16 protein-coding genes and 1 pseudogene are annotated in these 25,215 nt (G+C 49.2%); 11 read left to right on the forward strand and 6 right to left on the reverse strand.

The genetic code is table 11. From position 1 onward, the window contains the following. Positions 1 to 226: 226 nt before the first annotated feature. The gene (locus ACYVEA_RS06255; RefSeq protein WP_461112493.1) at positions 227 to 997 is read right to left on the reverse strand and encodes an AMP nucleosidase; all 771 of its coding nucleotides are present in this window, start codon (positions 995 to 997) and stop codon (positions 227 to 229) included. 115 nt (positions 998 to 1,112) lie between these two features. On the opposite strand from ACYVEA_RS06255, the gene ACYVEA_RS06260 reads away from it, so the two are divergent. The 5 genes from ACYVEA_RS06260 to ACYVEA_RS06280 all read left to right on the forward strand — a co-directional run bounded on the left by ACYVEA_RS06260 (position 1,113) and on the right by ACYVEA_RS06280 (position 7,686). Next, positions 1,113 to 1,556, forward strand: a complete 444-nt coding sequence (locus ACYVEA_RS06260; protein ID WP_461112494.1) for a type I restriction enzyme HsdR N-terminal domain-containing protein — start codon at positions 1,113 to 1,115, stop codon at positions 1,554 to 1,556. Between the two features lie 85 nt (positions 1,557 to 1,641). Next, the gene (locus tag ACYVEA_RS06265; protein ID WP_461112495.1) at positions 1,642 to 4,020 is read left to right on the forward strand and encodes a penicillin acylase family protein; all 2,379 of its coding nucleotides are present in this window, start codon (positions 1,642 to 1,644) and stop codon (positions 4,018 to 4,020) included. A gap of 197 nt (positions 4,021 to 4,217) precedes the next feature. Next, positions 4,218 to 6,017 (forward strand): arginine--tRNA ligase, encoded by a 1,800-nt coding sequence (gene argS / locus ACYVEA_RS06270; protein ID WP_461112496.1) that lies wholly within the window; start codon positions 4,218 to 4,220, stop codon positions 6,015 to 6,017. A 66-nt stretch (positions 6,018 to 6,083) separates the two neighbouring features. Continuing rightward, positions 6,084 to 6,704 carry a glutathione peroxidase gene (locus tag ACYVEA_RS06275; RefSeq protein WP_461112497.1) on the forward strand — a complete coding sequence of 207 codons (621 nt, stop codon included), beginning with the start codon at positions 6,084 to 6,086 and terminating at the stop codon, positions 6,702 to 6,704. Positions 6,705 to 6,789: 85 nt separating this feature from the next. Next, positions 6,790 to 7,686 carry a 1,4-dihydroxy-2-naphthoate polyprenyltransferase gene (locus ACYVEA_RS06280; RefSeq protein WP_461112961.1) on the forward strand — a complete coding sequence of 299 codons (897 nt, stop codon included), beginning with the start codon at positions 6,790 to 6,792 and terminating at the stop codon, positions 7,684 to 7,686. An 18-nt stretch (positions 7,687 to 7,704) separates the two neighbouring features. On the opposite strand, the gene ACYVEA_RS06285 is transcribed toward ACYVEA_RS06280, so the two are convergent. Next, positions 7,705 to 10,038 carry a metallophosphoesterase gene (locus ACYVEA_RS06285; RefSeq protein ID WP_461112498.1) on the reverse strand — a complete coding sequence of 778 codons (2,334 nt, stop codon included), beginning with the start codon at positions 10,036 to 10,038 and terminating at the stop codon, positions 7,705 to 7,707. Positions 10,039 to 10,386: 348 nt separating this feature from the next. On the opposite strand from ACYVEA_RS06285, the gene ACYVEA_RS06290 reads away from it, so the two are divergent. The 3 genes from ACYVEA_RS06290 to ACYVEA_RS06300 all read left to right on the forward strand — a co-directional run bounded on the left by ACYVEA_RS06290 (position 10,387) and on the right by ACYVEA_RS06300 (position 16,415). Further along, positions 10,387 to 11,748 carry an OmpA family protein gene (locus tag ACYVEA_RS06290; RefSeq protein WP_461112499.1) on the forward strand — a complete coding sequence of 454 codons (1,362 nt, stop codon included), beginning with the start codon at positions 10,387 to 10,389 and terminating at the stop codon, positions 11,746 to 11,748. Positions 11,749 to 12,258: 510 nt separating this feature from the next. After that, on the forward strand, positions 12,259 to 15,699 hold the full coding sequence (ileS, locus tag ACYVEA_RS06295; protein WP_461112500.1) for an isoleucine--tRNA ligase: 3,441 nt from the start codon (positions 12,259 to 12,261) through the stop codon (positions 15,697 to 15,699). Between the two features lie 200 nt (positions 15,700 to 15,899). Next, positions 15,900 to 16,415, forward strand: coding sequence for a hypothetical protein (locus ACYVEA_RS06300; RefSeq protein ID WP_461112501.1), 516 nt, complete (start codon positions 15,900 to 15,902; stop codon positions 16,413 to 16,415). A 112-nt stretch (positions 16,416 to 16,527) separates the two neighbouring features. Here the strand turns inward: ACYVEA_RS06300 and ACYVEA_RS06305 are convergent, their stop codons facing one another. Continuing rightward, a complete protein-coding gene (locus ACYVEA_RS06305; RefSeq protein ID WP_461112503.1) occupies positions 16,528 to 17,079 on the reverse strand; it encodes a hypothetical protein in 552 nt (183 codons plus the stop codon). A gap of 219 nt (positions 17,080 to 17,298) precedes the next feature. On the opposite strand from ACYVEA_RS06305, the gene recQ reads away from it, so the two are divergent. From recQ to ACYVEA_RS06320, 3 genes are all read left to right on the forward strand, one after another. Next, the gene (gene recQ, locus ACYVEA_RS06310) at positions 17,299 to 19,431 is read left to right on the forward strand and encodes a DNA helicase RecQ (protein ID WP_461112504.1); all 2,133 of its coding nucleotides are present in this window, start codon (positions 17,299 to 17,301) and stop codon (positions 19,429 to 19,431) included. A gap of 181 nt (positions 19,432 to 19,612) precedes the next feature. Continuing rightward, positions 19,613 to 20,677 carry a lytic transglycosylase domain-containing protein gene (locus ACYVEA_RS06315; RefSeq protein ID WP_461112962.1) on the forward strand — a complete coding sequence of 355 codons (1,065 nt, stop codon included), beginning with the start codon at positions 19,613 to 19,615 and terminating at the stop codon, positions 20,675 to 20,677. Positions 20,678 to 20,992: 315 nt separating this feature from the next. Continuing rightward, entirely contained in the window at positions 20,993 to 22,057 is a 1,065-nt protein-coding gene (locus ACYVEA_RS06320; protein WP_461112505.1) for a lytic transglycosylase domain-containing protein, read from the forward strand. 140 nt (positions 22,058 to 22,197) lie between these two features. On the opposite strand, the pseudogene ACYVEA_RS06325 reads toward ACYVEA_RS06320, so the two are convergent. The 3 genes and pseudogenes from ACYVEA_RS06325 to ACYVEA_RS06335 all read right to left on the reverse strand — a co-directional run bounded on the left by ACYVEA_RS06325 (position 22,198) and on the right by ACYVEA_RS06335 (position 25,158). Next, a pseudogene (locus ACYVEA_RS06325) lies at positions 22,198 to 22,992 on the reverse strand (DUF4249 domain-containing protein). A 38-nt stretch (positions 22,993 to 23,030) separates the two neighbouring features. Further along, entirely contained in the window at positions 23,031 to 24,347 is a 1,317-nt protein-coding gene (locus ACYVEA_RS06330) for a cryptochrome/photolyase family protein (protein WP_461112506.1), read from the reverse strand. Between the two features lie 100 nt (positions 24,348 to 24,447). Then, positions 24,448 to 25,158 (reverse strand): GNAT family N-acetyltransferase, encoded by a 711-nt coding sequence (locus ACYVEA_RS06335; protein WP_461112507.1) that lies wholly within the window; start codon positions 25,156 to 25,158, stop codon positions 24,448 to 24,450. Positions 25,159 to 25,215: the final 57 nt, after the last annotated feature.

A 25,215-nucleotide genomic window follows, 5' to 3' on the forward strand; every position in this document is an offset into this window, starting at 1 on the left:
ATTGGAGAATGGTAATCCGTGGCCATCTTTTGACAGTTTTAAGACAAATCACTACGTCCAGAACAGACTGAAAGATAGAGCTGGCGACGAAACGAGGGAAACTCGACTACAACCCAGCCTGTAAGAGGGTCAGTGATTTTTTAAACGAGAAAAGGGAAGAATAGGCCCAGAGGGTTTATTTTCCCTTTCGACTTATTCTTCCCACTTCTTCTTTTATTTCCTTTATTTATTCAAATCGCAAGTGCTTCACCGAATCGCCGGAGGATTCCAGTTCGAGCAGGGCGTCGATACCTATTTCCAGGTGCTTATTTACAAACTGACCCGTTACGCGTTTGTCGCTTTCTTCAGTTTTCACACCTTCGGGTACCAGCGGATTGTCGGACACCAGCAACAAGGCACCGTGCGGAATCGAATTGACAAAACCAACGGTAAAAATCGTGGCCGTTTCCATGTCGATGGCCATCGCCCGGAGTTCGCGGAGATAATCCTTAAAGGGTTCGTCGTGCTCCCAGATCCGCCGATTAGTGGTGTAGACCGTACCTGTCCAGTAATCCAGCTCGTACTTTTTAATGGTCGACGATACCGCTCGTTGTAATCGAAACGAGGGCAGGGCGGGAATTTCGGGACGCATGTAGTCGTTACTGGTTCCTTCTCCACGGATGGCGGCAATGGGTAAAACCAAGTCGCCAATCTGAGTTTTTTTCAGTCCACCGCATTTCCCCAGAAACAATACTGCTTTCGGATCAACGGCTGATAGCAAGTCCATGACAGTAGCTGCCATAGCACTTCCCATCCCGAAGTTGATAATCGTAATGTTGTTGGCTGTAGCGGTTTGCATCGCCCGCCCGATGCCAAAGATCTCCACGTCGAACTTCTGCGCGAATAGTTCGACGTAGTTGATAAAGTTAGTCAGCAAAATATATTCGCCGAATTGTTCGATGGGGGTGCCTGTGTAACGTGGCAACCAGTTCGCAACGATTTCTTCTTTAGTCTTCATCTTTCAGGAGGGATTCAGTGAGTGGATTGATAAGTGATTGAGAGAATAAAGTGTGAATTCCGTTTTTTCGTTCGCTTATATACGTCCTCACCCATACATTCTTTATCTTAGTGGTATGGACCCGTTGAATCTCCCCACTTTCGACTACAAAACTAAGCAAGTCGAAGGCAAACCTTACATATTCGATTTACTACGGCGCAAGTACGTTCGATTATCACCCGAGGAGTGGGTTCGGCAACATATTGTCAACTTACTTCTAACGCACTACGCTTATCCTAAAGCACTTATTCGATCGGAAGGGGGGCTGACGCTGAACACAACACAGAAACGTACGGACATCGTAGTTTTCAATCGGCAGGGGCAGCCATTTCTGATCGTCGAATGCAAAGCGCCCCATATTACCCTGACACAAAACGTATTCGATCAGATTGCCCGGTACAACCATGTGCACCGTGCGCCCTACGTAGTGATTTCCAATGGCCTAACGCATTATTGTTGCAGCATCGATCACGCGACTGCCGATGTGCAGTTCATGGACGACTTCCCGGCCTTTGTTTGATCTTCCAACTGTGCGTATTCGCTGTATTCTATAGCCGACGCTACGTTCGTAAATTGTTGGCTATATTACCTTCAAATCTGACCGCATGCGCCACCTCTTTTTCCTGTTAATCGTTTTTATACCAACCTGCTGTAATGCTCAGTCAACGCAACGGATGCGGGTAAAGGGTTTGCAACTGCCCGTCGAAATTATCCGCGACCGTTGGGGTGTCAATCATATCTACGCGAAGAACGAGCATGACCTGTTCTTCGCACAAGGTTACTCGGCGGCTCAGGATCGCTTATTTCAACTGGAAATCTGGCGCAGACAGGCAACGGGGACGGTTGCTGAATTGCTGGGGCCGCCGGAAACGAAGCGCGATATCGGCACCCGACTGTTTCGCTTTCGCGGGAATATTGATCAGGAATTAAAGCACTATCATCCGCGCGGTCCACAAATTGTTCGGGCGTTTGTGGAAGGTATCAATGCGTACATTACCGAAATGCTGAAAACGCCCGAAAAACTACCGTTCGAGTTTCGGGTACTCAGTACAAAACCGGGTTTCTGGACGCCCGAGGTCGTTATCAGCCGTCATCAGGGGTTGGCCTATAATGTGCGTGAGGAATTAAATTATGGCCGGTTGGTGAAGCTTATTAGTGCCGACAAACTGCGTGAACTGGACTGGTTTCATCCACGGTCCGACGTTTCAGGCACTAAATCCGGCGAACCCGATTTGACACTTCACGTGAACGGCGACGAGTTGTTTCAACCGATTCTGGAACTCTACGAGGCTTTTCGGTTGCCATTAAAATACAACGGGCGATCATCAAAAGCCGATGAGGACGAAGCTCGCTTGTCCCGTGATTCGATAAATGCCTGGTTTGAGACGGAAAAACAGTATGTTGGCTCGAACAACTGGACGCTGGCGGGCAACAAATCGGCTAGCGGGTATCCGATGCTGGCAAACGACCCGCACCGCTCACAGTCAACACCTTCGCTACGCTATTGGGTGCATTTGAATGCACCGGGCTGGAACGTAATGGGGGGCGGAGAACCAACACTTCCGGGCGTTTCGATCGGGCACAATGACTACGGGGCCTGGGGTCTGACAATTTCCGAGACCGACAATGAGGATTTGTATGTGTACGAAACCAATCCTAAAAATCCAAATCAATATCGGTATAAAGGTCGCTGGGAATCGATGAAAACAGTGACCGAAGCCATTCCGATGAAAGATGGAAAATCAGTTTTGGCAACGTTAAAATACACCCGTCACGGTCCGGTCGTATTTGACGATGCCGTCCATCATAAAGCCTATGCCGTTCGGACGGGCTGGCTCGAAACCGGCTGTGCGCCCTATTTAGCCAGTTTACGTATGAATCAGGCCCAAAGCTGGGCGGCCTTTCGAGAGGCTTGTTCATTCAGTCGGCTTCCGGGACTCAACATGGTTTGGGCGGATAAAAACGGCACAATTGGCTGGCAGATCGTAGGTCTGGCCCCCATCCGAAAGAATTTCACCGGTCTGGTACCCGTTCCGGGCGATGGCCGATTTGAGTGGAGCGGGTACTTACCCATCCTACAGCTACCGAACAAGACCAATCCGCCCGAAGGCTACGTAGTGACAGCCAATAATAACCTCACCTCTACCAATTTTCCACACCGGAACGCTATGGGCTGGACGTGGTCAGCGCCCAGCCGGGCACATCGCATCGAGGAAGTATTGAGTAACGGGAAACGCAAGAATCTGGTCGACTTTATGGCCCTGCAAGCCGACTATTTGTCCATCCCCGCCCGGACATTGGTACCACTTCTGCAAAACTTGTCATCGCCTGACAACCGTACGGAACAGGCCTTGAGCATTCTTCGGAAGTGGGACTATCAACTTAAGCCAGAGTCTGTAGCAGCGGCTATCTATGTGGCCTGGGAAGGTCAGTTGAAACAGGCCATTTATCAGGAAAAGATTCCCGAAAAGGCCCGCCCCTATTTGACATCCATACCATCGAAGCGCGTGTTCGATGCGCTGCTTGTGCCGACGCCAGCCCGCGACAGTCTGTTGTTAACCTGCCTGGATCGCGCCGTCAGCGAACTTACCAATCGGCTGGGTAACGACGTGGACGAGTGGTCATACGGACAGCGCAAAAATAAGCACATCACGATCAGGCACCCACTCAGCGATCTGGTCGACAAAGCGATGCAGAAGAAAATCGATCTCGGTCCGGTTGCCAGGGGCGGCTACGGCGAAACGGTCAACGCCACGAGTAATAACCTCAATCAAACCCACGGTGCTACGTTCCGGATGCTGGTCGATACCGAAGATTGGGACAAGACGCTCGGCATCAACAGTCCCGGCCAGTCAGGTGATCCAGATAGCCCACACTACGGTGATTTGTTTCCAATCTGGGCGGAAAATAGTTATTTCCCGGCGTTCTTCTCGAAAGAAAAAGTAAAGACAGTAGCAGAGAAAACGACTACGTTGCAACCTTGAGATTGTCGCTTGGCGTAGTCTCTGACTACGTCATGGCGTTGTCCGGTCTCTGACCGGTGAAAAGTGTCTAAAAAAAGTCTGATTGTCGCTTACTAAACCGGTCGAAGACCCGATAACACAATGACGTAGTCGGAGACTACGCCAAACGGCTTCCGCCCGCGCTACTTACACGCTACTTTTCGTACTTTTGCAGCCTAATGGATATTCAGGAAGAATTAAAGAAGGCAATTCAACAGGCTATTGCTGAATTGTATCAACAGGAAATCGGTGCGACCGGCATCGGTGAGATAACTTTACAACCCACCAAGAAAGAATTCGAAGGTCTTTACACGTTCGTAACCTTTTCACTGACCAAAGCACTACGTAAGGCGCCCGCTCAAATTGGGCAGGCCATTGGCACGTGGTTAGCCGAAAATAGCTCGGTTGTCAGTGGGTTCAACGTAGTGCAGGGCTTTCTCAATATCAGCATCGCCGACGCGGCCTGGATCGACGTATTGAATGATATTACCGCGAATCCAGCCTTTGGCACATTACCTGCCAAAGGACAATCGGTGATGGTTGAATTTTCGTCGCCCAACACGAACAAACCACTGCACCTTGGCCATTTACGCAACAACTTTCTGGGCGATTCAGTCAGTCGGATTCTGAAAGCAACCGGCTACGACGTAGTGAAAACCTGCATCGTTAATGATCGGGGCGTTCACATTTGCAAGTCGATGCTGGCATACCAACGCTTCGGCAACGGCGAAACCCCCGAATCGTCGGGCATGAAAGGCGACCATTTGATCGGGAAGTACTACGTCCTGTTCGACAAGGCCTACAAAGCGCAAGTCGAGGAGATGGTTGCTCAGGGAACATCTAGAGAAGAAGCCGAGAAAAAAGCGCCACTCATGCTCGAGGTCCAGCAGATGCTGCGTCTTTGGGAGCAGGGCGATCCTGAAACGGTGGCGCTCTGGAGTCAACTCAATGCCTGGGTCTATGCGGGATTCGATGCTACGTATAAACGCATTGGCGTTAGTTTCGACAAGACGTACTACGAATCGAACACGTATCTGCTTGGCAAAGAAGTCGTTGAAGAAGGATTACAAAAAGGCATTTTCTACCGGAAAGACGACAATTCGGTCTGGATTGATTTGACAGAAGAAGGGCTGGATCAGAAACTGGTTATGCGGGCTGATGGTACGTCAGTCTACATGACGCAGGACCTTGGCACCACCGATCTCAAGTTTCAGGACTACCACAACGACCGGTCCATCTGGGTGGTTGGCAATGAGCAGGATTACCATTTTAATGTCCTGTTTGCTATTCTACGTCGGTTAGGTCGGCCGTATGCCAATGAATTATACCATTTGTCGTACGGCATGGTCGATTTGCCAACGGGAAAAATGAAATCCCGCGAAGGTACCGTTGTTGACGCCGACGATCTGATTCAGGAAACGACTGACGCAGCTTCCGCAGCTGCCGATGAAGCGGCAAAGGGCAAGCTTCAGGAGTTTAGCGAGGCCGAAAAAACAGCGTTGTTTCAGATGCTTGGCCTCGGTGCATTAAAATACTATTTATTAAAGGTTGATCCGCAAAAACGGATGCAATTCAATCCGGCCGAATCGGTAGATTTGCACGGTAACACAGGACCGTACATTCAATACGTTCACGCCAGGATTCAGTCGATTTTGCGGAAAGCCGCCGACATGGGCGTATCGTCAGAAGGACCGGTCGCGGCCACTACATTAGATGAGATTGAACAACAACTGGTCTTTTTACTAAGTCAGTATCCGCAACGGGTTGCCGAAGCTGGCGCGGCCTATGCTCCCTCCTACATCGGGCAATACGTATATGAGTTAGCGAAGACTTTTAACCAGTTTTACGACAAGCTTTCCATCCTTAAAGAGAGTGATCAAAGTAAGCTGCATACCCGCCTTGTTTTATCAAAAGCTGTTGGTGAAACTATTCGTAAGGCAATGGGTTTATTGAGCATAGAAGTACCCGAAAAAATGTAGTCAATTTATTCATTTTCAGCGACTTTAAATTACCCTTTCCAAGTCTACCAAAATGTCAAAACAACTATGAAAAAGAATCTCGTTTTTAGCCTGATCGCACTTGCGTTCGTTTTCACCCTTTCCAGTTTTATGTCTTTATCAACACTCGTTAAAGGTATTTTCGCCGACAAACGCGAAGTGGCTGTGGCACCCGCCAATGCGCCAGCTCCTACAAAAAGTCTCTATGATTTCACGGTAAACTCACTCGACGGCAAACCCGTAGCGCTGAAGGGCTTCAAAGGCAAGAAAGTCGTTATTCTGAACGTAGCCTCGAAATGCGGCTTTACACCCCAGTATGCTGATTGGGAGAAATTCTACAAAGAGCATGGCGACAAGATCGTTGTGTTGGGTTTCCCAGCTAATAATTTCAAAAGCCAGGAGCCCGGCAGCAGCGAAGAAATTGCTGAGTTCTGCAAAAAGAATTACGGCGTTACGTTCCCCATGTTCGAGAAAGTATCGGTATTAGGCGACGACCAGGCCCCGCTTTACAAATGGTTGACAACCAAAGATATGAACGGTTGGAATGATAAAGTTCCTACCTGGAATTTCTGCAAATACGTTGTCAATGAGAAAGGTGAACTAACTCATTTCTTCGCGTCTAAAGTGAAGCCCGAAGACGAAGAGTTCAAGAAAGCAGTAGGTATTTAAGTTTGAATGATGAATGATGAATGATGAATCCAGCTCGCTTGTGTTTATCATTCATCATTCATCATTCATCATTTATAATTGAATGGTGAAGTCCTGGATTGCGGCTGCACGGCCGCGCACGTTACCCCTCTCCTTAGCCAGTATTATTCTTGGCTGCTTTCTGGCCAGTGCTGACCATCGCTTTAGCTGGCCAGTGGCGCTTCTGGCCATTCTGACAACTATTTTCCTGCAAATCCTGTCCAACTTCGCTAACGACTACGGCGATGCCGTTTCGGGGAAAGATACCGAATTACGGGTTGGTCCACGTCGCGCGGTAGCGACGGGTGACATCACCAAAGAAGCCATGTTTCGGGGTATCATCATAACGGCGGCATTATCCTTCGTTAGTGGTATGTGGCTGTTGGTTGTGGCGTTATATGACGCCGGTGGCGCGAAGCTTTTCTGGATTTTTGTGCTTGTAGGACTTCTCAGTATTGCAGCCGCCATTGGCTATACAAATGGCAAACGTCCGTATGGATATGCCGGTTTCGGCGACATTGCCGTCCTTATTTTCTTTGGTTGGGTAGGCGTTTTAGGAACGTATTTTCTACACACGTTATCGTTCAATCCACTCTTGTTATTACCCGCTACGAGTGTAGGCTTATTTGCTACCGGCGTATTAAACGTCAATAATATCCGGGATATTGAAACCGATACGTTAACCGGAAAGCGATCCATTCCGGCAAGGCTGGGTTTATCCTTAGCCATTCGCTACCACTGGGGATTGCTTATCACCGGCATGTTTTGCGCCATTGTGTACTCTTTCCTAACTGGCTCTACCTGGTTCAGTTATGTATACGTACTGGCCTTCCCGCTGTTCATCCTAAATGGCCGGGCTGTGGCTACGCACAAACGACCCGCAGAACTCAACGCCCGATTAGGACAGCTCGCTCTTAGTACGCTCTTGTTTGTCGTATTGTTTGGATTGGGACAGGTATTGTAATCCTGTTAGATCTGCCGTTTACTGGCGTACTACTTTCCGAGTCAACTTCTGCTGCCCCACCTGAACTGTCAACAAATACGTTCCCGAGGCATGAGGCATACGGATTGATTCCGTTAAGGAGATCGAAGGCGCAAAATGCTCCTGATAAATCGAACGACCCTGCATATCAGTCAGTTGGATAATGACTTCCTTTTTCTGGGTCGTTGTCAAATCCACATACACCACATCATGAGTGGGATTAGGATAGATGCGCAGCCGCCCGCCCGCAAACTCTTCTTCAGCCGTTGGTATTAATATTGTTATGGACGCCTGCCCTGAAGTAGTGCCCTTTCCACACCCGTTCTCAATGGCTGTTATTGAATAGACGACAGATCTGGCGGGCTGAACCGTAAGAACAATTGGATTCGCGGCTCCCGAAAAAGTCGTTCCGTCTGATAGAGCGCCCTTCCAGGGGCCATCCCCCGTAAGGCCAACAGCTAACGTAACCGACTTACCCTGAGACACGGTCGTTGAACCCGTTAGGGTTGCCGTGGGTAAGGCTTGAACTGTAAACTCACCACTTGACACGAGCTGAGCATTGGGAATACCACGCGGGCGAACGCGTAACCGATAGCCTGATCCGGCGGGGAAATTAACTGGAATAGTGGCTTTAAGTTCAGCTAGCTTCCCTGATCCAACAACCTGTTCATTGGTGAAATTGCCCGTTGCATCGGATAACAAAACGTCATACTGCAGGTCGGTAGCCTGGGGTGCATTTTCGAATGTGATCGTTATGGGCATCGTACCGCCTACACAAACTGAAGCGGCCGTTTTTGCTATTACTTTTAACGATTGCTGTACAGTTAATTGAAAAACATCGGTTAAACAGTCACGCCCGTCTTTGACCGTGATTGGATACGTACCGGCTTTATCGACCACGTAGCGAATACGGCGACTTTTTTGACCATCCGGCCAGCGGTATTCGTCCGACACACTGGGCCACGAAGCCGCCAATTGCAGCGTATCCCCAAGCTGAGCGGTCAATTCTGTTGTTTTATTGACGTTTTTCAGGATGGTAAATTTATCCTGAACGGTCCCATTGGCCATCAACAACTGCGCATCTAACCGGTTGTCGTTAACGTCCAGAATCATCGACCCACCGACAGTTGTATTATTAAACACAGTAGCTGGATGGGGAAAATCAGGCGATTGTCCACCCAGTTGGCCACCCGACCCATTCACTACGTAAACGGTCCCTTCTCCTTTCGTTAAAATGGGACACGAATTGGGCGAACCATCATAGCGGGCGGTCGTGTTTTCAGCGACGTTTTTATCTTTATTGAACGTAGCGGCTAGCCCACGAAGCCCTTTTAACCGGTACGTACGTTCGTAGCCGTGGCTATGCCCATTCAGGACCAGATCTACTCCATATCGCTCCAGAATCGGTGTCAGATTTTCCCGAAGCAGCACCATCGACTCCTCCGTATCGGAATTGTGGCCGCCTTTACTGTAAGGTGGGTGGTGAAAAATGACAATGGTCCAGGGCAATTTGTTGGCGGCAAGATCACGCTTAAGCCATTTTACCTGTGTAGACGTCGTGTCGTAGAGCCGAAAATCACCATCTGGTTTTCCCTGCGAGTCGAGCGAGATTAAGTGAACATTGCCGTAATTGGCCGAATAATACGACTTTGATCCTGATGAAATCCCCCCCGCTTCCCCTTGTTGTGGAAAGGCGAAAAGCTTGTAGTACGCAATATTGAAGTTGGTCTGACTATCGGCATAATCGTGGTTGCCGGGCGTAATAAACAAAGGTGTATTGCGGAGCGTGGGCGCATAGACCGGGAACACCAGTTGCTGATATTCTTCTTCCAGGCCAAACGAGTAGGCATTATCACCCAGCCACATCCAGAGGTCAGCCGGGTGATTGGCGGTTGCATTACGGTAGGCCTGATACACATCTGCCTGAACGGGAGTACCGGTTCCACTCCCAAAATCACCCAACACCCAGAATCGCAACGGGCGCGTATCGCCGGCAGGAACGGCCGTTTTAACGTAGTAGTCGGCTCCCGACGCTAGTTGCGTATCCTCATAGCCAATGGCGTAGGCATATTTCGTGGCGGGCTGTAGGCCCGTAAGTGTAAGACTATGTTCGAGAGAAGCCTCTGACTCCTTAACATCCCGCGTCAATTGACCAGCCGATTGACCAAACCACACCCGGCCTTTGGTTGGCTGATCGGTGCGCCAGCGGATAATAACGGACGTTGGTGTAACCACCTGTAAATAAGGACCGCGTATAAGGGCAGGCGACTGCGCTGAAGCTTTTGCAACGAAAAAAAGAAGAAAAATGGCGGTTAAGTAGAGGCTATATTTCATGTAGTACGAACAAAGCAACGGCGAATTTACACGTACTGGCTGGAACATCCTATCCCTATTTCACTGTAAATCAAAATATTACCTTTACACTAATCCAATATTAGATGTAATTATGGTAGCTTATTATAAGTCTTTATCAATCGGATGATTAACTGCATTCATCCATCAAAATGACGTACCTTTTGCCAGGAATACACTTATTATATCCTGATTGCTGTAACCCTACCTCCCCCGAAACCGTCTCATAAGTAAAGAATACAACCATTAAGAAGGTTAATCCGGGAAGAAAGGCATCAACCGGAGCCTCCATCTTTCATCATTGATAATCAGCTTTCTATTTCTTATTTCATGAAACATCATTACCTCATTTTCCCGATTTTAATGCTCCTGACTACGTCCTGCATGTTGGGTTCCTATCCATCCGGGTATCCGTCAGGTGGAGGGCAACAATACCCATCAGGCGGTCAGCAATCTCCCGATGGTACGTATCCAAGCTCAGCAAATCAGCCTGGCAACGCGCGCCCCGCCGACCCCGGCGTAACAGTTAATAATATTCGTTTAACGAGAGATTATACTATCCTTAATTTAACTTATACTGATAATAGCCAACCACAATATGACCGTAACGGAAAGCAGCTATCTACCGGTACTATTGGTTTCGATCCTTCAGGCTATTTGGTTGCCGCAAATGGCGCCAGAACATTTGCATTTGTGAAGGTTGAAGGCATTCCGGTGAGACAGGAACAAACGGATCGAAATACCGGAAAAACGGTACTCATTGGCAGGAATACTTTTTCTGGCGACAAAATTAATTTCAGCTTATACTTCCAGAGATTGGATAAGGGCCTGGAGAATTTTGATCTTTTCGAGTGCGTGAGCGACCAATATATCTGCTGGAACATTTACAATTTATACGTTAATAACCCTGCCGATCAGGTGGTTTATACACCGCCAACTACACCCTCTTCTACTCCTACACCCGTACCTAAGTTACCCAAAAACAGTAAACCATTACCCCAGCCCTCAGGAGAGTCAGGTGGCGAAATGGAAACGCCCAAATCAAAACCAACTCCGGCACCTGTAGCCACGTTAGTAGCGGTGTCGGGTGTAGTAAGCGATGCTAAAAATAAACGGCCCGTTACCGCTACCATCGACTACCAACTCTCATCCAGCAAACAGGCGATTGATTCGGTGCAAAGTTTTGCGTCAACGGGTGCTTATCGGATGAGTTTAAACAAAGGCCAGGTTTATACCTACATTGCCTCGGCACGCGGATATCAATCAACAAGTGGCGTTCTGGACTTAAGCAAGGTTGCAGGTGGGCAAAAACTTACGCGCGACATCGCCCTGACACCCTTAGCGGTGGGCGATAAAGTGACGCTCAAGAATATTTACTTCGAGATGTCGAAGTCGGATCTGCTGTCGGCTTCCTTTGCGGAGCTGGATAAGTTGGTGTCCATGATGCAGGACAACCCAAACATGACCATCCGGCTCGAAGGCCATACAGATATCATCGGCGACCATGATAAAAACCTGCAACTCTCCCGCGACCGGGTAATCGCCTGCCAACGCTATATGGCTCAGAAAGGTATTGATCTGGAGCGGGTTCAGGCCGTTGGGTATGGCGATACACGCCCTATTCTGACTAAAGGAACTGACGAAGAACGTAAGGTAAACCGGCGAGTAGAGTTCGTTATTCTGGCGATTTAAATGGTTAGTTGATAGCCTTCAGTCAATTTTCGATAGCGGGCTACAAGTTATGTCGGCAACTAATACCTAAAAACTATCAACTAATGACTGACGACTGTTGACGTTTAATTCTCATCTTTCTCTAATGGCCTAAGCAACCGTCCGATAGAGGTATTGTTTTATTATCATCAGATACCACCATCAGGGCTCTTTTTCTCCAATCCATCGCCACTTTGTAATCGCCAACGGCTGAGTAGCCACGCGTCAGGCCCATGTTTGTTAGAAACATATTCGGATATTTTTTGCCAGCGCCGAAAATGATCCCAAATCTTAGAGTGTACTAACTTACCCCAGATTTTGCCTTCGTGAACCGTACAGACTGGCTTTATTGTTGACAAAGGAACGGCTTATCGAAATATTGGAGCCACCAAACAAGCTTTTGTGCTCCGGTCATTTCCCTATCTTTGCCAATTATTTTTTAACTGCACGACAGTCCTTACTTCGGGTAGGGAACAATTCGTGCTTCTGATTATGCCAGGCGTGAAGTATCAGCAATATGAGTCCCTCGATTATGCGAAGATCGCAGCCGAGGTTTTGACGTATTGGAACCAAAATCAGGTTTTCGAACAATCCGTGGCGATCCGCGACGGACAACCCACGTTTACGTTCTACGAAGGTCCACCTTCGGCGAATGGCGCGCCGGGCATTCACCACGTAATGGCCCGGACGATAAAAGATATTTTCTGCCGGTACAAAACCCTGCAGGGCTTTCAGGTTGAGCGCAAGGGCGGCTGGGATACCCACGGCCTGCCCATCGAATTGCAGGTTGAAAAGGAACTCGGCATTACCAAAGATCACATTGGTAAACCAGAGTCGGAAGGGGGCATTAGCGTTGAAGATTACAACCGCAAATGCCGCGAAACCGTCATGCGCTTTACAGATCAATGGAACGATCTGACTCAGAAAATGGGCTACTGGGTAGACCTTGACAATCCGTACGTTACATACAAAAACGAGTACATAGAATCGGTGTGGTACCTGCTCAAACAGCTTTATGATAAGAATTTGCTGTACAAAGGCTACACCATTCAGCCGTATTCACCTAAAGCGGGAACGGGCCTGAGTTCGCACGAGCTAAACATGCCCGGTACGTATAAAGACGTTCGCGACACGACCATTGTGGCTCAGTTTAAGGTGAAACGTACGGGAAAATCGTTTTTTCTGTTCGATGCGGCTCAGGAAGCATCGAATGGAATCGAGCATGATTTATTTATTCTGGCCTGGACTACCACGCCCTGGACACTGCCCGCCAACTCAGCGCTGACCGTTGGCAAAGACATCGACTATGTACTGATCAAAACCTTTAATCAGTATACGTTCCAGCCAATGAACGTAGTGCTGGCCAGAGCGTTGGTGAGCCGCTGGTTCAATGAAAAAGGGAAACAGGAAAGCGGTGATAGCCGCGCGTTCGATGCTTATCTACCAAACGACAAGGTCATTCCGTGGGCAATCATTGAAATACCGGGTTTTAAAGGCGAACACCTGGAAGGCATTGAGTATGAGCAGTTGATGCCTTATGTCAAACCCGATGCGCCCGCGTTCCGGGTTATTCTGGGCGATTTCGTGACGACCGAAGACGGCACGGGCGTTGTGCATACGTCGCCAACCTTTGGCGCCGATGACTTTCGCGTAGCGCAGGCGGCTGGCATCCCGCCCATCATGGTGAAGGATGAAACCGGAAAAGACGTGCCGATTGTGGATAAACACGGCCAGTTTGTGGATGAAATCACGGATTTCGCCGGACGCTACGTAAAGGAAGAATATTATTCGGACGAAGAACGCGCCGACCCAGATTTCAAACCGACGGACGTATTGATTTCGATCAAACTGAAGCAGGAAAACCGAGCCTTCCGGGTGGAGAAATACGAACACCCCTACCCGCACTGCTGGCGTACGGACAAACCCATTTTGTATTATCCGCTCGACAGCTGGTTTATCCGCACGACGGCGAAAAAGGATCGGCTGGTTGAACTGAACAAAACCATCAACTGGAATCCCGAAAGTACGGGGACGGGTCGCTTTGGCAACTGGCTCGAAAACCTCGTTGACTGGAACCTGAGCCGCAGCCGTTTCTGGGGAACCCCGTTGCCAATCTGGCGCTCTGACAGTGGCGAAGAAGTTTGCATTGGCTCGGTTAACGAGCTGCAGGAGCATGTTCAGGAAGCGCAGTTGAGTAATGAGCTGAACGACGAGCAACGTAGCAAAAATGGTGCTTTTCTGGAAAAACTTTCGTCCGGCGATTACGACCTGCACCGGCCTTATGTTGACGAAGTATATTTTGTCTCGAAGTCAGGTAAAGTCATGCAGCGCGAGTCCGACCTGATCGACGTTTGGTTCGATTCCGGGGCAATGCCGTATGCGCAATGGCACTATCCTTTTGCAAATCAAGACGTATTTAAAAAGTCGTTCCCGGCCGATTTCATCTCGGAAGGTGTTGACCAGACACGCGGCTGGTTCTTCACACTCCACGCCATTTCGGTGTTGCTTTTCGATTCGGTGGCGTTTAAGAACGTAGTATCGACGGGTCTGGTGCTCGATAAAAACGGCAACAAAATGTCGAAGCGGCTAGGCAACGCTGTCGATCCATTTGCTACATTGGCGCAATACGGTCCCGACGCCACCCGCTGGTATATGATCACCAATGCGGAGCCGTGGGACAACCTCAAGTTCAATGTCGAGGGCATTGGCGAAGTGCAACGGAAACTGTTTGGTACGTTATCGAATACCTATAATTTCTTTGCACTGTACGCCAATCTCGACCAGTTCTCATTTGACGGACGTAGCGTGCCCGTGGCCGAGCGGCCCGAACTTGATCGCTGGATTCTGTCCAAATTGCAATCGCTAATTCTGGAAGTAGAGAGCCAGTTCGACAGCTATAATCCAACCAAAGCGGGCCGGGCGGTTCAGGATTTCGTGAACGATCAATTGTCGAACTGGTACGTGCGGTTATCACGCCGACGCTTCTGGTCGGGCGTCTCGTCCGACGGCCAATTAACGGCCGACAAACGTGCGGCTTACGAAACGCTGCACGAATGCCTGACAACCGTAGCACAGCTTATCTCACCGATTGCGCCATTTTATTCAGATTGGCTCTATCGGAATCTGACGGATGCTACGTCAGTCCACCTGACCAATTTCCCAACGGCCGATCAATCCCTGATTGACTCAGATTTGGAAACGTCGATGGAACTGGCGCAGGAGGTATCGTCGCTGGTACATTCACTGCGGAAAGGGCACAAGTTGAAGGTTAGGCAACCGTTGAGTCGCGTACTGATTCCGGTGCTGAATACCGATACGCGCCGACAGATTGAGCATGTCGCTCCAATTATCATGTCAGAGGTGAATGTAAAAGCGGTAGAGTTCGTGGATGATGCAAGCGGTATTCTGAAGAAAAAAGTCAAACCGAATTTCAAAGCCCTTGGCCCAAAATTCGGCAAGCAAATGAAGGACGTAGCAGCCGCCATCACAACAATGACGGACACCGACCTGAAAACGCTCGAGCAGACGGGCATCCTGAGACTTGCTCCTTACGACTTACAATTATCTGACGTAGAGATTCTTACCGAAGACATCCCGGGTTGGTTAGTGGCCAGCGATAATAGCCTGACGGTAGCACTCGACGTGAACGTGACGGACGAACTGCGTCGGGAAGGCATTGCCCGCGACTTTGTAAACCGGATCCAGAATCTGCGCAAAGACCGCGATTTTGCCGTAACTGACAAGATTGTCATTACCCTGGAACGTAACGACGAACTGCTGGCCGCTGCCGTCGAGAGCAATCAGGAGTACATTCAACAGGAAGTACAGGCGGTTGCACTTAACCTGGTTAGCGATCTGAATGGGACCGGGTCTACAGCCGCCGAAATCGAGATGGATGAATTTCTGCTACGTGTCCAGATAAAAGTTGCCTGATTTAGGCGATGTATAACTAAAAAAAGTCTCAGCTTGAAAAATCAGGCTGAGACTTTTTTTATCATTCCTCCTCTATCGGAATGATAAATCCATCCCTATTCTACTCACTATCAGCTATTTTCAAAAACTTTAATTGCCCTTTAACAAGCGAAACTCAATCATGTTGTTACTTTGATGCACAACAAAACCACAGAAAGGCAATGACGACGGCTTATAAATTTCTGATGGCAGGTTTACTAGCCAGTCAGACTGGCTGTGTAACCGTTAAATCCAGTATCAACTCCGATGCAATCCCAACCTTCAGCCGGGTTCTGATTGTCACGAAAATGCGGAACGCCCCGGATAGCTATGTGCGGCAATTCGCCCGAACATTTCCGGCGGGTTACGAAGTTTATACGCTGGCACTGAGCCCTTTATCGTTTGAGAATCCAGACGCGGCCATCAAGAAACAGCTTGACGAATGCCACAGCGATGTTATTTTAACCATTGAGCTGGTCCAGGCGGGTCATACAAGCCGGTATTCCAGTTATCCCTACCAATACAACGCCGAGATGCAAACAGTAGCAACCGGGCAGCCTTTCTGGAAAGCAATCATCTCGTCTAATCCAACATATGGCGAGCAGGTTCCTCCCGGCAGTGTCATCAAACGCTTGCTGGCCGATCACATCATTGCTGGTAAGATACCTACTACCAGCAAGTTACAAGCCTTAAATTGATACTATAATCTCGTTTGGACTAGCCAGTTCGATATCAAACGACAACATAAAGCCCGCTGAGAAGGCGGGCTTTTACGTTACTTACTATAAGTGAGGCCATATTTGAGATAGCCTATTTCACCCCACTTAAATACGTCTTGTTGCCGTTCTTATTGATATAGTATTTTCCACCGCGCGGGCCAGTCATAACTTTCTCCCCATTAGGACCTTTCTGCGATGGATCGACCGGGGCTTTGTAGTCGGCGGGGGTAGCTTTCTCGTCCTTCGCAACTGGCGTCGACGCTTTCGTCATTTTATCGTCTTTCAAGCCTGTGTTGGCGGCTCTTTGTACTGTCTTATCCGACGTAGCGGCCGCCGTTGTTGTGCTGGTCGTCGCTCCATTAGCAGCTTTTTTAGCCGCCTTAGCCGCTCTGGCAGCTGCCATCCGATCATTTACAGCCGCTTGCTTGGCCGGATCAGCCGTTGCATCAGCGGTTGTTTTGGCATCCGCCTTAGCATCTTTGACGGCATCTTTAGCCGCCTTTTTCTCTGCTTTGGCCGCTTTTTTTGCTGACGCATCCGCTTCATTCATTTCCTTTTTTGCTTTCTTGTCGTCCTGGGCTACACCATTGAAACCAACTAACAGACTGACTACGAGGCACAAAACTGAAAGGATCTTTTTCATGGTATTCTAGTTGGGGTTTGTGAAAGAAATAGTAAACTACTAACTCCTGAGACGGAAAGATGGGGATAAAATCACGAATCCCGTGACGAAAACTACTTAAATTTTACTTAAATTTGATATAGGGATGGTCGCCTGTTGATCAGCAACCAAACAACTTTTTCTGCGTCTTATTTACAACTCATTTTTATCCGAGTTATCACCCGGCCCAGCCAAGACTCAATGACCCTTTCAACTTCACCTGGTACGCAAACTCCTGCCGACTATCTCAAACGTTATTATGGCTATGATGTCTTCCGGCCCATGCAGCAAGACATCATTCAGTCCATTCTGAGCGGTCGCGATACCGTAGTACTTATGCCAACTGGCGGAGGCAAATCCGTTTGTTTTCAGATTCCGGCGCTGATGCTGCCGGGTCTCACGGTGGTGGTTTCGCCATTGATCGCCCTGATGAAAGACCAGGTTGGTGCGCTGCACATGAATGGCGTTCAGGCCGCTTTTTACAACAGCACGCAAACGGGTCGGGAACAGCGTGATATTGAAGATGATTGTGTTCGTGGTAAACTCAAATTACTCTACGTCTCTCCTGAGAAGCTATTAACTGAATCATTTCTAAACTTTCTGAAACGCATTAGCATATCGTTGTTTGCCATTGATGAAGCGCACTGCATATCGTCCTGGGGGCATGATTTTCGCCCGGAGTACACGCAGTTGCACATTCTGAAAGAGCAATTCCCGACCGTACCAACGATTGCCCTTACGGCCACTGCCGACAAACTCACCCGACACGATATTGCCACAAAGCTCGGCATGGTTGACCCAGCCATATTTGTGTCTTCGTTCAATCGGAAGAATCTGAGTTTACAGGTTCTGCCTGGTCAGAATCGCATTCAGCAGATTCTTCGGTTACTGCAACAAAAACCTGATACGTCGGGGATTATTTATTGCCTTAGTCGAAAATCGACAGAATCACTCGCGGCTAAATTGCAGGAGAAAGGTTTCAAGGCGGCTTTTTACCATGCCAAGATGGACCCCGACGACCGGTCGAAAACGCAGGAAGCTTTCCTGCGCGACGATGTCCGCATCATGTGCGCAACCATTGCCTTCGGCATGGGCATTGACAAATCGAATGTGCGCTGGGTGATCCATTACAACATGCCCAAAAATATTGAGAGCTTCTATCAGGAAATTGGGCGGGCGGGCCGCGACGGAGCGGCTGCCCAGACGGTCCTGTTTTATAGCTTTGCCGACGTAGCGACTTATAAGGAGATGCTGGCCGAAAACAGTCCGGCTAACCTGGGACTGCAACTGGCCAAGCTGGAGCGCATGCAACAGTACGCCGACGCCCACACCTGCCGCCGTCAGATTCTGCTTTCATATTTCTCGGAAGAATTGCCCGAACCCTGCGGTAACTGCGATGTGTGCCGCGACCCGCGTGTTACGTTCGACGGTACTATTCTGGCCCAGAAAGCGCTGTCGGCTATTGTCCGAACGGGCGAGCGCGTACCCATGAATCTGCTCATTGATATTCTGCGTGGTTCCCGAAGTCAGCAGGTGTTACAAGGTGGGTATGATCAGGTAAAAACGTATGGTGCAGGCCGGGATCTGCGTTTCGAAGACTGGCGAAATTACCTGCATCAACTGATCAACATCGGGGTTATCGAGATTGCCTATGATCAGCATTATGCCCTTCGTCGGGGTATTCTGGCCGATCAGGTGCTGTACAATGGGCGTAAAATTGATCTCGTCCGGCCCGACGATGCTCCGAAACCCGTCGTTGAGAAAACCCGCACCAGACCCGAAACCCAGCGCGACGATTTGTTCGAACGATTACGTGTCCTGCGCAAACGACTTGCCGACGAACAGAATGTGCCCCCTTACGTTATTTTTACAGATACAACTCTTGAAGACATGGCCCGCCAGCGGCCCATAACCCCCGATGCACTACGTAATGTAAGTGGCGTTGGCGAACGTAAGCTACAATTGTTCGGAAAGCAGTTTCTGGAGGAGATTCTAAACTACGTTCGGGGTCGGGTGCAGGCGGGTGAAAAGCCCAAAGGTTCGACCCAATTGGTAACGCTTGATCTGTACAACAATGGGTTGACCATTGCTGAAATTGCGGCCGAGCGTCAGCTAACAACCGGCTCTATTGCCGGGCATTTAGTACAGCTTTCACGGGCTGGCTATTCTATTGATTTAGTCTCGCTCATTGACCCGGTTGAACGGCAGGAAATCGAAAAAGCACTGGCCATCGTTGGCCTCGAAGAAGGCCGTTTAAAGCCTGTTTTCGATTATTTTGAGGGTCGTTACGACTATGGCAAGCTCACGCTCGTGGCAGGTTTGTTCGAGCGGTAAAGGCTGGTTTCCATGCATGCCATTGGATAATTCTCAGCGCTCAAATTTTGTATATATCAGATTATCAACTATATTCGTATTACTGTATTGGACAAGCCCGTTATTTTCAACGGGTTTTCTTGTCTTATTTTTGAACATAACTGTTGGTATCTTGATTAAAGAAGTAGGATTCTCACTGCTCATGGCGGCCATTAAACCGGTTCTCGCACTGCCCTTGATAGGAGCTGATACTAGCCGGTCACTTTCCTTGTCAAATGGCCTGAATACACCAGAATTATTAGTCGTTGACTCAACTAAACATCTATTTCCGGTTTATTTCTGCGGTGAAGAAGTACCCATTGGCGAACCGCGCGTATCGCGTCGCTGGGCGCAAACGCTACGTACCTATGGCGCACAACCAGAGTTTTTGCTTGACCTTCGCGATAAGGCTTCTACCTTTTTTCACATCATTGACCCGATTCTCCGAAAGCACAAAATTCCCCGCGATTTTCGGTTCATGCCACTAGCCGAAAGTGCTTTAGAGAACAATAGTGTTTCTTATAAAGGGGCATCAGGTTACTGGCAACTGATGCCTGGTACCGCCCGTGAACTGGGGCTAATCGTAAACGACCATGTAGATGAACGCTACAATCTGCGAAAAGCGACGGTGGCGGTTTGTCGACACCTGCATCAACTCTATGGCAAGTTAGGTTCCTGGACGCTGGTAGCGGCTGCCTACAACGGAGGCATCACACACGTCCGGCATAAAATGGATCAGCAGGGACATTCAAATTATTATCGACTTCGGCTACACCGAGAAACCAGCCATTATCTGTTCCGGATTCTGGCCTACAAAGAACTACTCAGCAACCCGCGCCAGTATGCCTTACTGCTACGTGGCTCAACGATGGAAGAGTTAACCAAACCGTTACCCAGCTGGCATAAACCACTCGCTCTGTCTAAAAAGATCAAGAATTCACCAACCGTCGAGCTGGTTGATGATGAGTCGGCTGATCCGAGCTGGGGACCCCGTCCAAACATGGCCTTAACCAAAACACCATCGGACACGCAACAGCTAATTGCCAATGCAGCGGCTATTAAAAAAGCAGCCAGTGCGCCTGATGCCAATCTGGAACAACAAGGCCCTCATTTCCCCATCAAGAAGTTGATGATGGGCTTAATGGTGCTTCGGTTTCGTCGGCCTCGTTTTCTGGACTGGAAAAAACGAGCCAGCAGTCGACCACTTCATTTCTGGGATTGGCTATAGAAAATAGTCGAAGCTTTGACAAACCGCTCCGGCGGCCCGGTTTGTCAAAGCTTCGACAGTCGGTTCCTAAATCCTTCGAACTAAACCCCCGCTTCGTTTCGTTGTCTACGGGTTAAACCAATTATACTTGTTTTGACAATCGCTTCACGATACGGTTTATTATTTGTTTTAAGCTTTTTGGGGTTAACCTCAATCAGTTTAGCGCAAAAGGAAAAGACCCCTACAAAAGTTAAAATAGCTCACTCGGTGCTAGCGAAGCCGCGATTTCAGCCACAGCGGCTGAGTCCACACCAGCTTCATTTTTGCGGAGAAGTTGTGCCTACACAGCAAGGAGACGTGTCGGCCAAGCTGGCATTTGCGCTGGCCAGTAGCTCAGGGTATGTCCAGCACGTAAACGCGCTGAAAGCACGCTCGGCTCCGTTCTTTGCGGTCATTGAGCCGATCCTCAACAAGTATAATATTCCAAGCGATTTTAAATATCTGCCACTTATTGAGAGTGCCTGGAAAGCAAATGCCGTTTCTTCAGCGGGGGCCATCGGTTACTGGCAATTTATGGATGAAACGGCAGAGGATATGGGCCTTTCCATTGCGTCAGGTAACGACGAACGCACTGATCTCTCGAAGTCGACCGAAGCCGCCTGTAAGTATATCAAGTTCTTATATCACAAGTTAGGCTCCTGGACATTAGTCGCGGCTGCCTACAACGGGGGCGTCGGCATGGTTCAGCGAAAAATAGTTAAGACGGGCCACCGTGATTATTATTCGATGACCATGAACCCGGAAACTGGCTATTATCTATACCGGATTCTAGCTATGAAGGAGTTGTTCACTAACCCAGCCTACGGTATCGGTTCAGCCGGAGTGATGCTGGCGTCAGCGGGCAACGCCTATGAGCTGGAACGCCAGCAGGCCCGACGCATGGGCTGGCTTAAGGACGACGAGCCCGAGCCCGTTGGCGTGCCTATTGAATCCTTATATGAGCCAAATGTTCCAGTACGTAGTGAAGCCGTTGTCATGGATAGTATGCTGACGGAATTGCTCAAATGTAAATCTACCTCAGCGTCCGTGTTCACTGGCGACGTAGCGGCCCGGTTAGTACAAGTTGGGCCGTTGAAAGTAGGCCAAAGCTGGGCGTTCGCATTAACAGCAGATGTTCAGATTGGCGAAGATGAACTGAAAGCGGGTGATATACTTTATGCGCTTGTAGACGATATAGACACGCGCGGCAACCTCTTCCTACGGGCCACAAAAGCCATTTCGGCGCAAACAAAGGTGACTATTCCCCTGACGCTAATGGCCATAAACCCAGCAACAGGTCTGGCAGGCGTTCCTCGTCCAAAGATGATCAAGCCGGGCTGGGTCGTGCAGTGGAAACTTTAGCTAGATCGCGCGGGGTGATTTCACCAGCCATCAGGTTCTGTAATTGGTATTTGGCCATACATATCCCGACAATCGCCCGGTGGTAAAATTTGACTTGACAGATAGCTGGTCAGTGCTTCGTAAAACGGTGCATTGTAGCTCTATTGCCGGATGCGCTTACGGGTAATAGAGGTAACGGCAAAGTAGCCACGTGCTACGTCGGTCGGATCGCTCGCGTTGACCACGTTACCCGTGACAGGGGCGGGTAACGGGTCGAAAATACTACCCGTTCGGGCGTTTTGTTGCTGATAGAGTTTCCAGAACTGATAATTAGCCTGTGTAATTCCATACTGCTGTATTTCAATTAATTGCGGACCAATCGCATAGACGGGTATCTGTATGACTTTTCGAGCCCGAATCGAATTTCCATTAATGGCTTCATCACTAAATACATCTACAACATCGCTCGACACCGTTGTCAAACACCGGTAATTGCATCTGCCTGGACCATTCAGACTGCATAATACGCCTATCGAAAGTCGAGTGGTAACTCCATAACCGGTCCAGCGGTAATAATTCTTTTCAGTGGCTAGGTCTCATGTATTGACAGCGTACGAGAAAGTATACGGATTCGCAAAATTTCCAGTCTTCACCAACGTTCCTGAAACACTGTCAATTGCAGGAATGGCGGGCATCTGCTCGGCTCTGGATACGTAGCGTTTACCCGTACTCAGGACAATGGACAAACTATACGCCCGACCCACCTGACCCCGGAACGTCGAGTCTGTGGTTTGGTATAAACCCTGCCCCATTTTCATGAATCGTACCGAACGACCCTGATCATCCGCCAAGCTCACCTGAGCTTCCTTCACATACTGATCGTCGGCATTCTGAAATAGTCTAGCAAAAGGCCCGTAAGGTATAAAAAGGTCAATAAAAAGTATAGGTTCGGGCACGGGCGCAGCTATTCCTGCTCTACTTACTAGTATATCCCTTACTTAACCTTCGCCAGCGCCTTCCGATACGTATCAATGGCCCGTTGGCGGGCCATGGTGTGTTCAACGATCGGCTTCGGGTAGTCGGGGCTGTCCACTTCAGGCACCCACCGGTGAATGTATTCAGCTTTTGGATCGAACTTCCGGGCCTGTAGCGTTGGGTTGAATACGCGGAAATAGGGAGCCGCATCGGTACCTGACCCGGCCGCCCACTGCCAGCCACCGTTATTGGCAGAAAGGTCATAATCCCGGAGTTTTTTGCCGAAATACGCTTCGCCCCAACGCCAGTCGATAAGCAAGTGCTTACACAGAAAGCTGGCGGTAATCATCCTGACGCGGTTGTGCATCCAGCCGATGGTATTTAATTGACGCATGCCCGCATCTACGATGGGGTAACCGGTTTGGCCCTGACACCATTTCTCGAACTCCTCTTCGTTGTTACGCCATTCAATCTGATCGTATGCCCGCCGGAAGGAATTTTTTTCGACATGCGGAAAATGATCCAGTACCTGAAAGTAAAAATCCCGCCAGCAGAGTTCGGTCAAAAACGTTTTTTCAGTAGCTTCATTCGCCTGACGGGCCAACTCCCGAATGCTCACTGTGCCGAAACGGAGGTGCATACTTAACTCGCTCGTACTGTGTAACAACGCAGGCAAGTCGCGCGTTTTCCGATACGTATCGAGCAACGTATCCGACACGGTTCGGGCCGGAAATGGCTCCCCTACTGGTTGAAAACCCATGTCCTTCAATGTGGGAACCGGCAGAACGCTCGTCTTCCAGAAGTGAGTGAAGTACGTTTCTGTCGGGTAGGCTTTCAGGTAAAAATCAGTCAGTTTTTCCCGCCATTTACGGCTATAGGGCGTGAAAACCGTATAAGGTGTTTTTTTGCCCGTAAGTACTTCTTCGCGGTCAAAAATCGTCTGATCCTTGCTCGTGTGGAACCCAATGCCATGCTCAGCCAGTAAGCGGCTAACAGCCTTATCACGCTCTTTCGCATATACTTCATAATCGTGATTGGCAAATACGTCGCCTATGTTGTACTGCCCGATCAGTTCTTTCCATACATCGGTCGGTTTGCCATAGCGAACAATAAGTGTTGACCCCAGTTTCGCTAGTTCACCCTGTAGACGGTTTATTTCCTGCACCAGAAACTCAACCCGACGGTCACGACGGTCTTCCAGCTCATCGAGAATTACACGGTCAAAGATGAAAACAGGAGCAACCGAGCGGCCACTTTTGAAGGCATGATATAAAGCCGCATTATCGTGTAGGCGCAAATCGCGCCGAAGCCAGACCAGAGAGAGCAATTCAGACATACGTTCAGGAGGTTAAGTGCTGTATAAACGAAAACAGCTACTATAAAACATAAACAGCCCGGAAGGGGCTTCCGGGCTGTTTATGTTTTATTTTTATGTATCAGGCAGTTTCCAGCTCACGATCAGACCGACGTGAACGCGAACGGTCAGTCGGGTGAATACGCATCAGAATGCGTTTTTTTATCCGCATCCAGCGTTCGTATAGCTTCGACTCCTTCAGAAAATTCCACTTCTCGTCTTTCTCTTCTTTTTTATGCTCTTCAGGATCGTAAAGCATACCTGTGCAAAGGCAATGTTTGCGGTTGGTACGTGTCAGGATGTCGAAGTTAGCACAGGTCTGGCAACCTTTCCAGAACGAGTCATCACCCGGTAACTCGCTGAGCGTAACAGGTTGATAGCCCAGGTCTGAATTGATTTTCATAACGGCCAGACTCGTCGTAATACCGATGATTTTGGCCGTAGGATATGTCACCCGTGAGAGTTCGAACGCTTTGGCTTTAATCCGCGTAGCGATTCCACTTTTGCGGTAATCGGGGTGAACAATCAGGCCGGAGTTGGCCACGAACTTGCCGTGGTCCCAGGTCTCGATGTAGCAGAAGCCGACCCATTCGCCTTCCAGCGTCATGGCAACAATGGCTTTGCCTTCGAGCATTTTTTCCATCACATAAATGGGTGATCGCTTGGCGATACCGGTTCCCCGGGCTTTCGCGCTTTCTTCCATTTCATGGCAGATGGTTTCGGCCAGCCGCAGATGATTTTCATTGGCGACCTGAACTATATAGGTATCGTTAACTACTTCGGGTGTGATCATTGTCGTTTATTGGCGGTTGTAAAGCCGCAGAAACGGAGACAGCGTAATCCGATGCTG

Source organism: Spirosoma jeollabukense (assembly GCF_054777855.1).

Excerpts from the sequence above, each read along its gene's own strand:
- argS (WP_461112496.1), top strand. The coding sequence starts at position 4,218 with ATGGATATTCAGGAAGAATTAAAGAAGGCAATTCAACAGGCTATTGCT.
- ACYVEA_RS06305 (WP_461112503.1), bottom strand. The coding sequence starts at position 17,079 with ATGAAAAAGATCCTTTCAGTTTTGTGCCTCGTAGTCAGTCTGTTAGTT.
- ACYVEA_RS06315 (WP_461112962.1), top strand. The coding sequence starts at position 19,613 with ATGGCGGCCATTAAACCGGTTCTCGCACTGCCCTTGATAGGAGCTGAT.
- ACYVEA_RS06285 (WP_461112498.1), bottom strand. The coding sequence starts at position 10,038 with ATGAAATATAGCCTCTACTTAACCGCCATTTTTCTTCTTTTTTTCGTT.
- ACYVEA_RS06335 (WP_461112507.1), bottom strand. The coding sequence starts at position 25,158 with ATGATCACACCCGAAGTAGTTAACGATACCTATATAGTTCAGGTCGCC.
- ACYVEA_RS06255 (WP_461112493.1), bottom strand. The coding sequence starts at position 997 with ATGAAGACTAAAGAAGAAATCGTTGCGAACTGGTTGCCACGTTACACA.
- recQ (WP_461112504.1), top strand. The coding sequence starts at position 17,299 with ATGACCCTTTCAACTTCACCTGGTACGCAAACTCCTGCCGACTATCTC.
- ACYVEA_RS06265 (WP_461112495.1), top strand. The coding sequence starts at position 1,642 with ATGCGCCACCTCTTTTTCCTGTTAATCGTTTTTATACCAACCTGCTGT.
- ileS (WP_461112500.1), top strand. The coding sequence starts at position 12,259 with ATGCCAGGCGTGAAGTATCAGCAATATGAGTCCCTCGATTATGCGAAG.
- ACYVEA_RS06260 (WP_461112494.1), top strand. The coding sequence starts at position 1,113 with ATGGACCCGTTGAATCTCCCCACTTTCGACTACAAAACTAAGCAAGTC.
- ACYVEA_RS06330 (WP_461112506.1), bottom strand. The coding sequence starts at position 24,347 with ATGTCTGAATTGCTCTCTCTGGTCTGGCTTCGGCGCGATTTGCGCCTA.
- ACYVEA_RS06275 (WP_461112497.1), top strand. The coding sequence starts at position 6,084 with ATGAAAAAGAATCTCGTTTTTAGCCTGATCGCACTTGCGTTCGTTTTC.
- ACYVEA_RS06290 (WP_461112499.1), top strand. The coding sequence starts at position 10,387 with ATGAAACATCATTACCTCATTTTCCCGATTTTAATGCTCCTGACTACG.
- ACYVEA_RS06300 (WP_461112501.1), top strand. The coding sequence starts at position 15,900 with ATGACGACGGCTTATAAATTTCTGATGGCAGGTTTACTAGCCAGTCAG.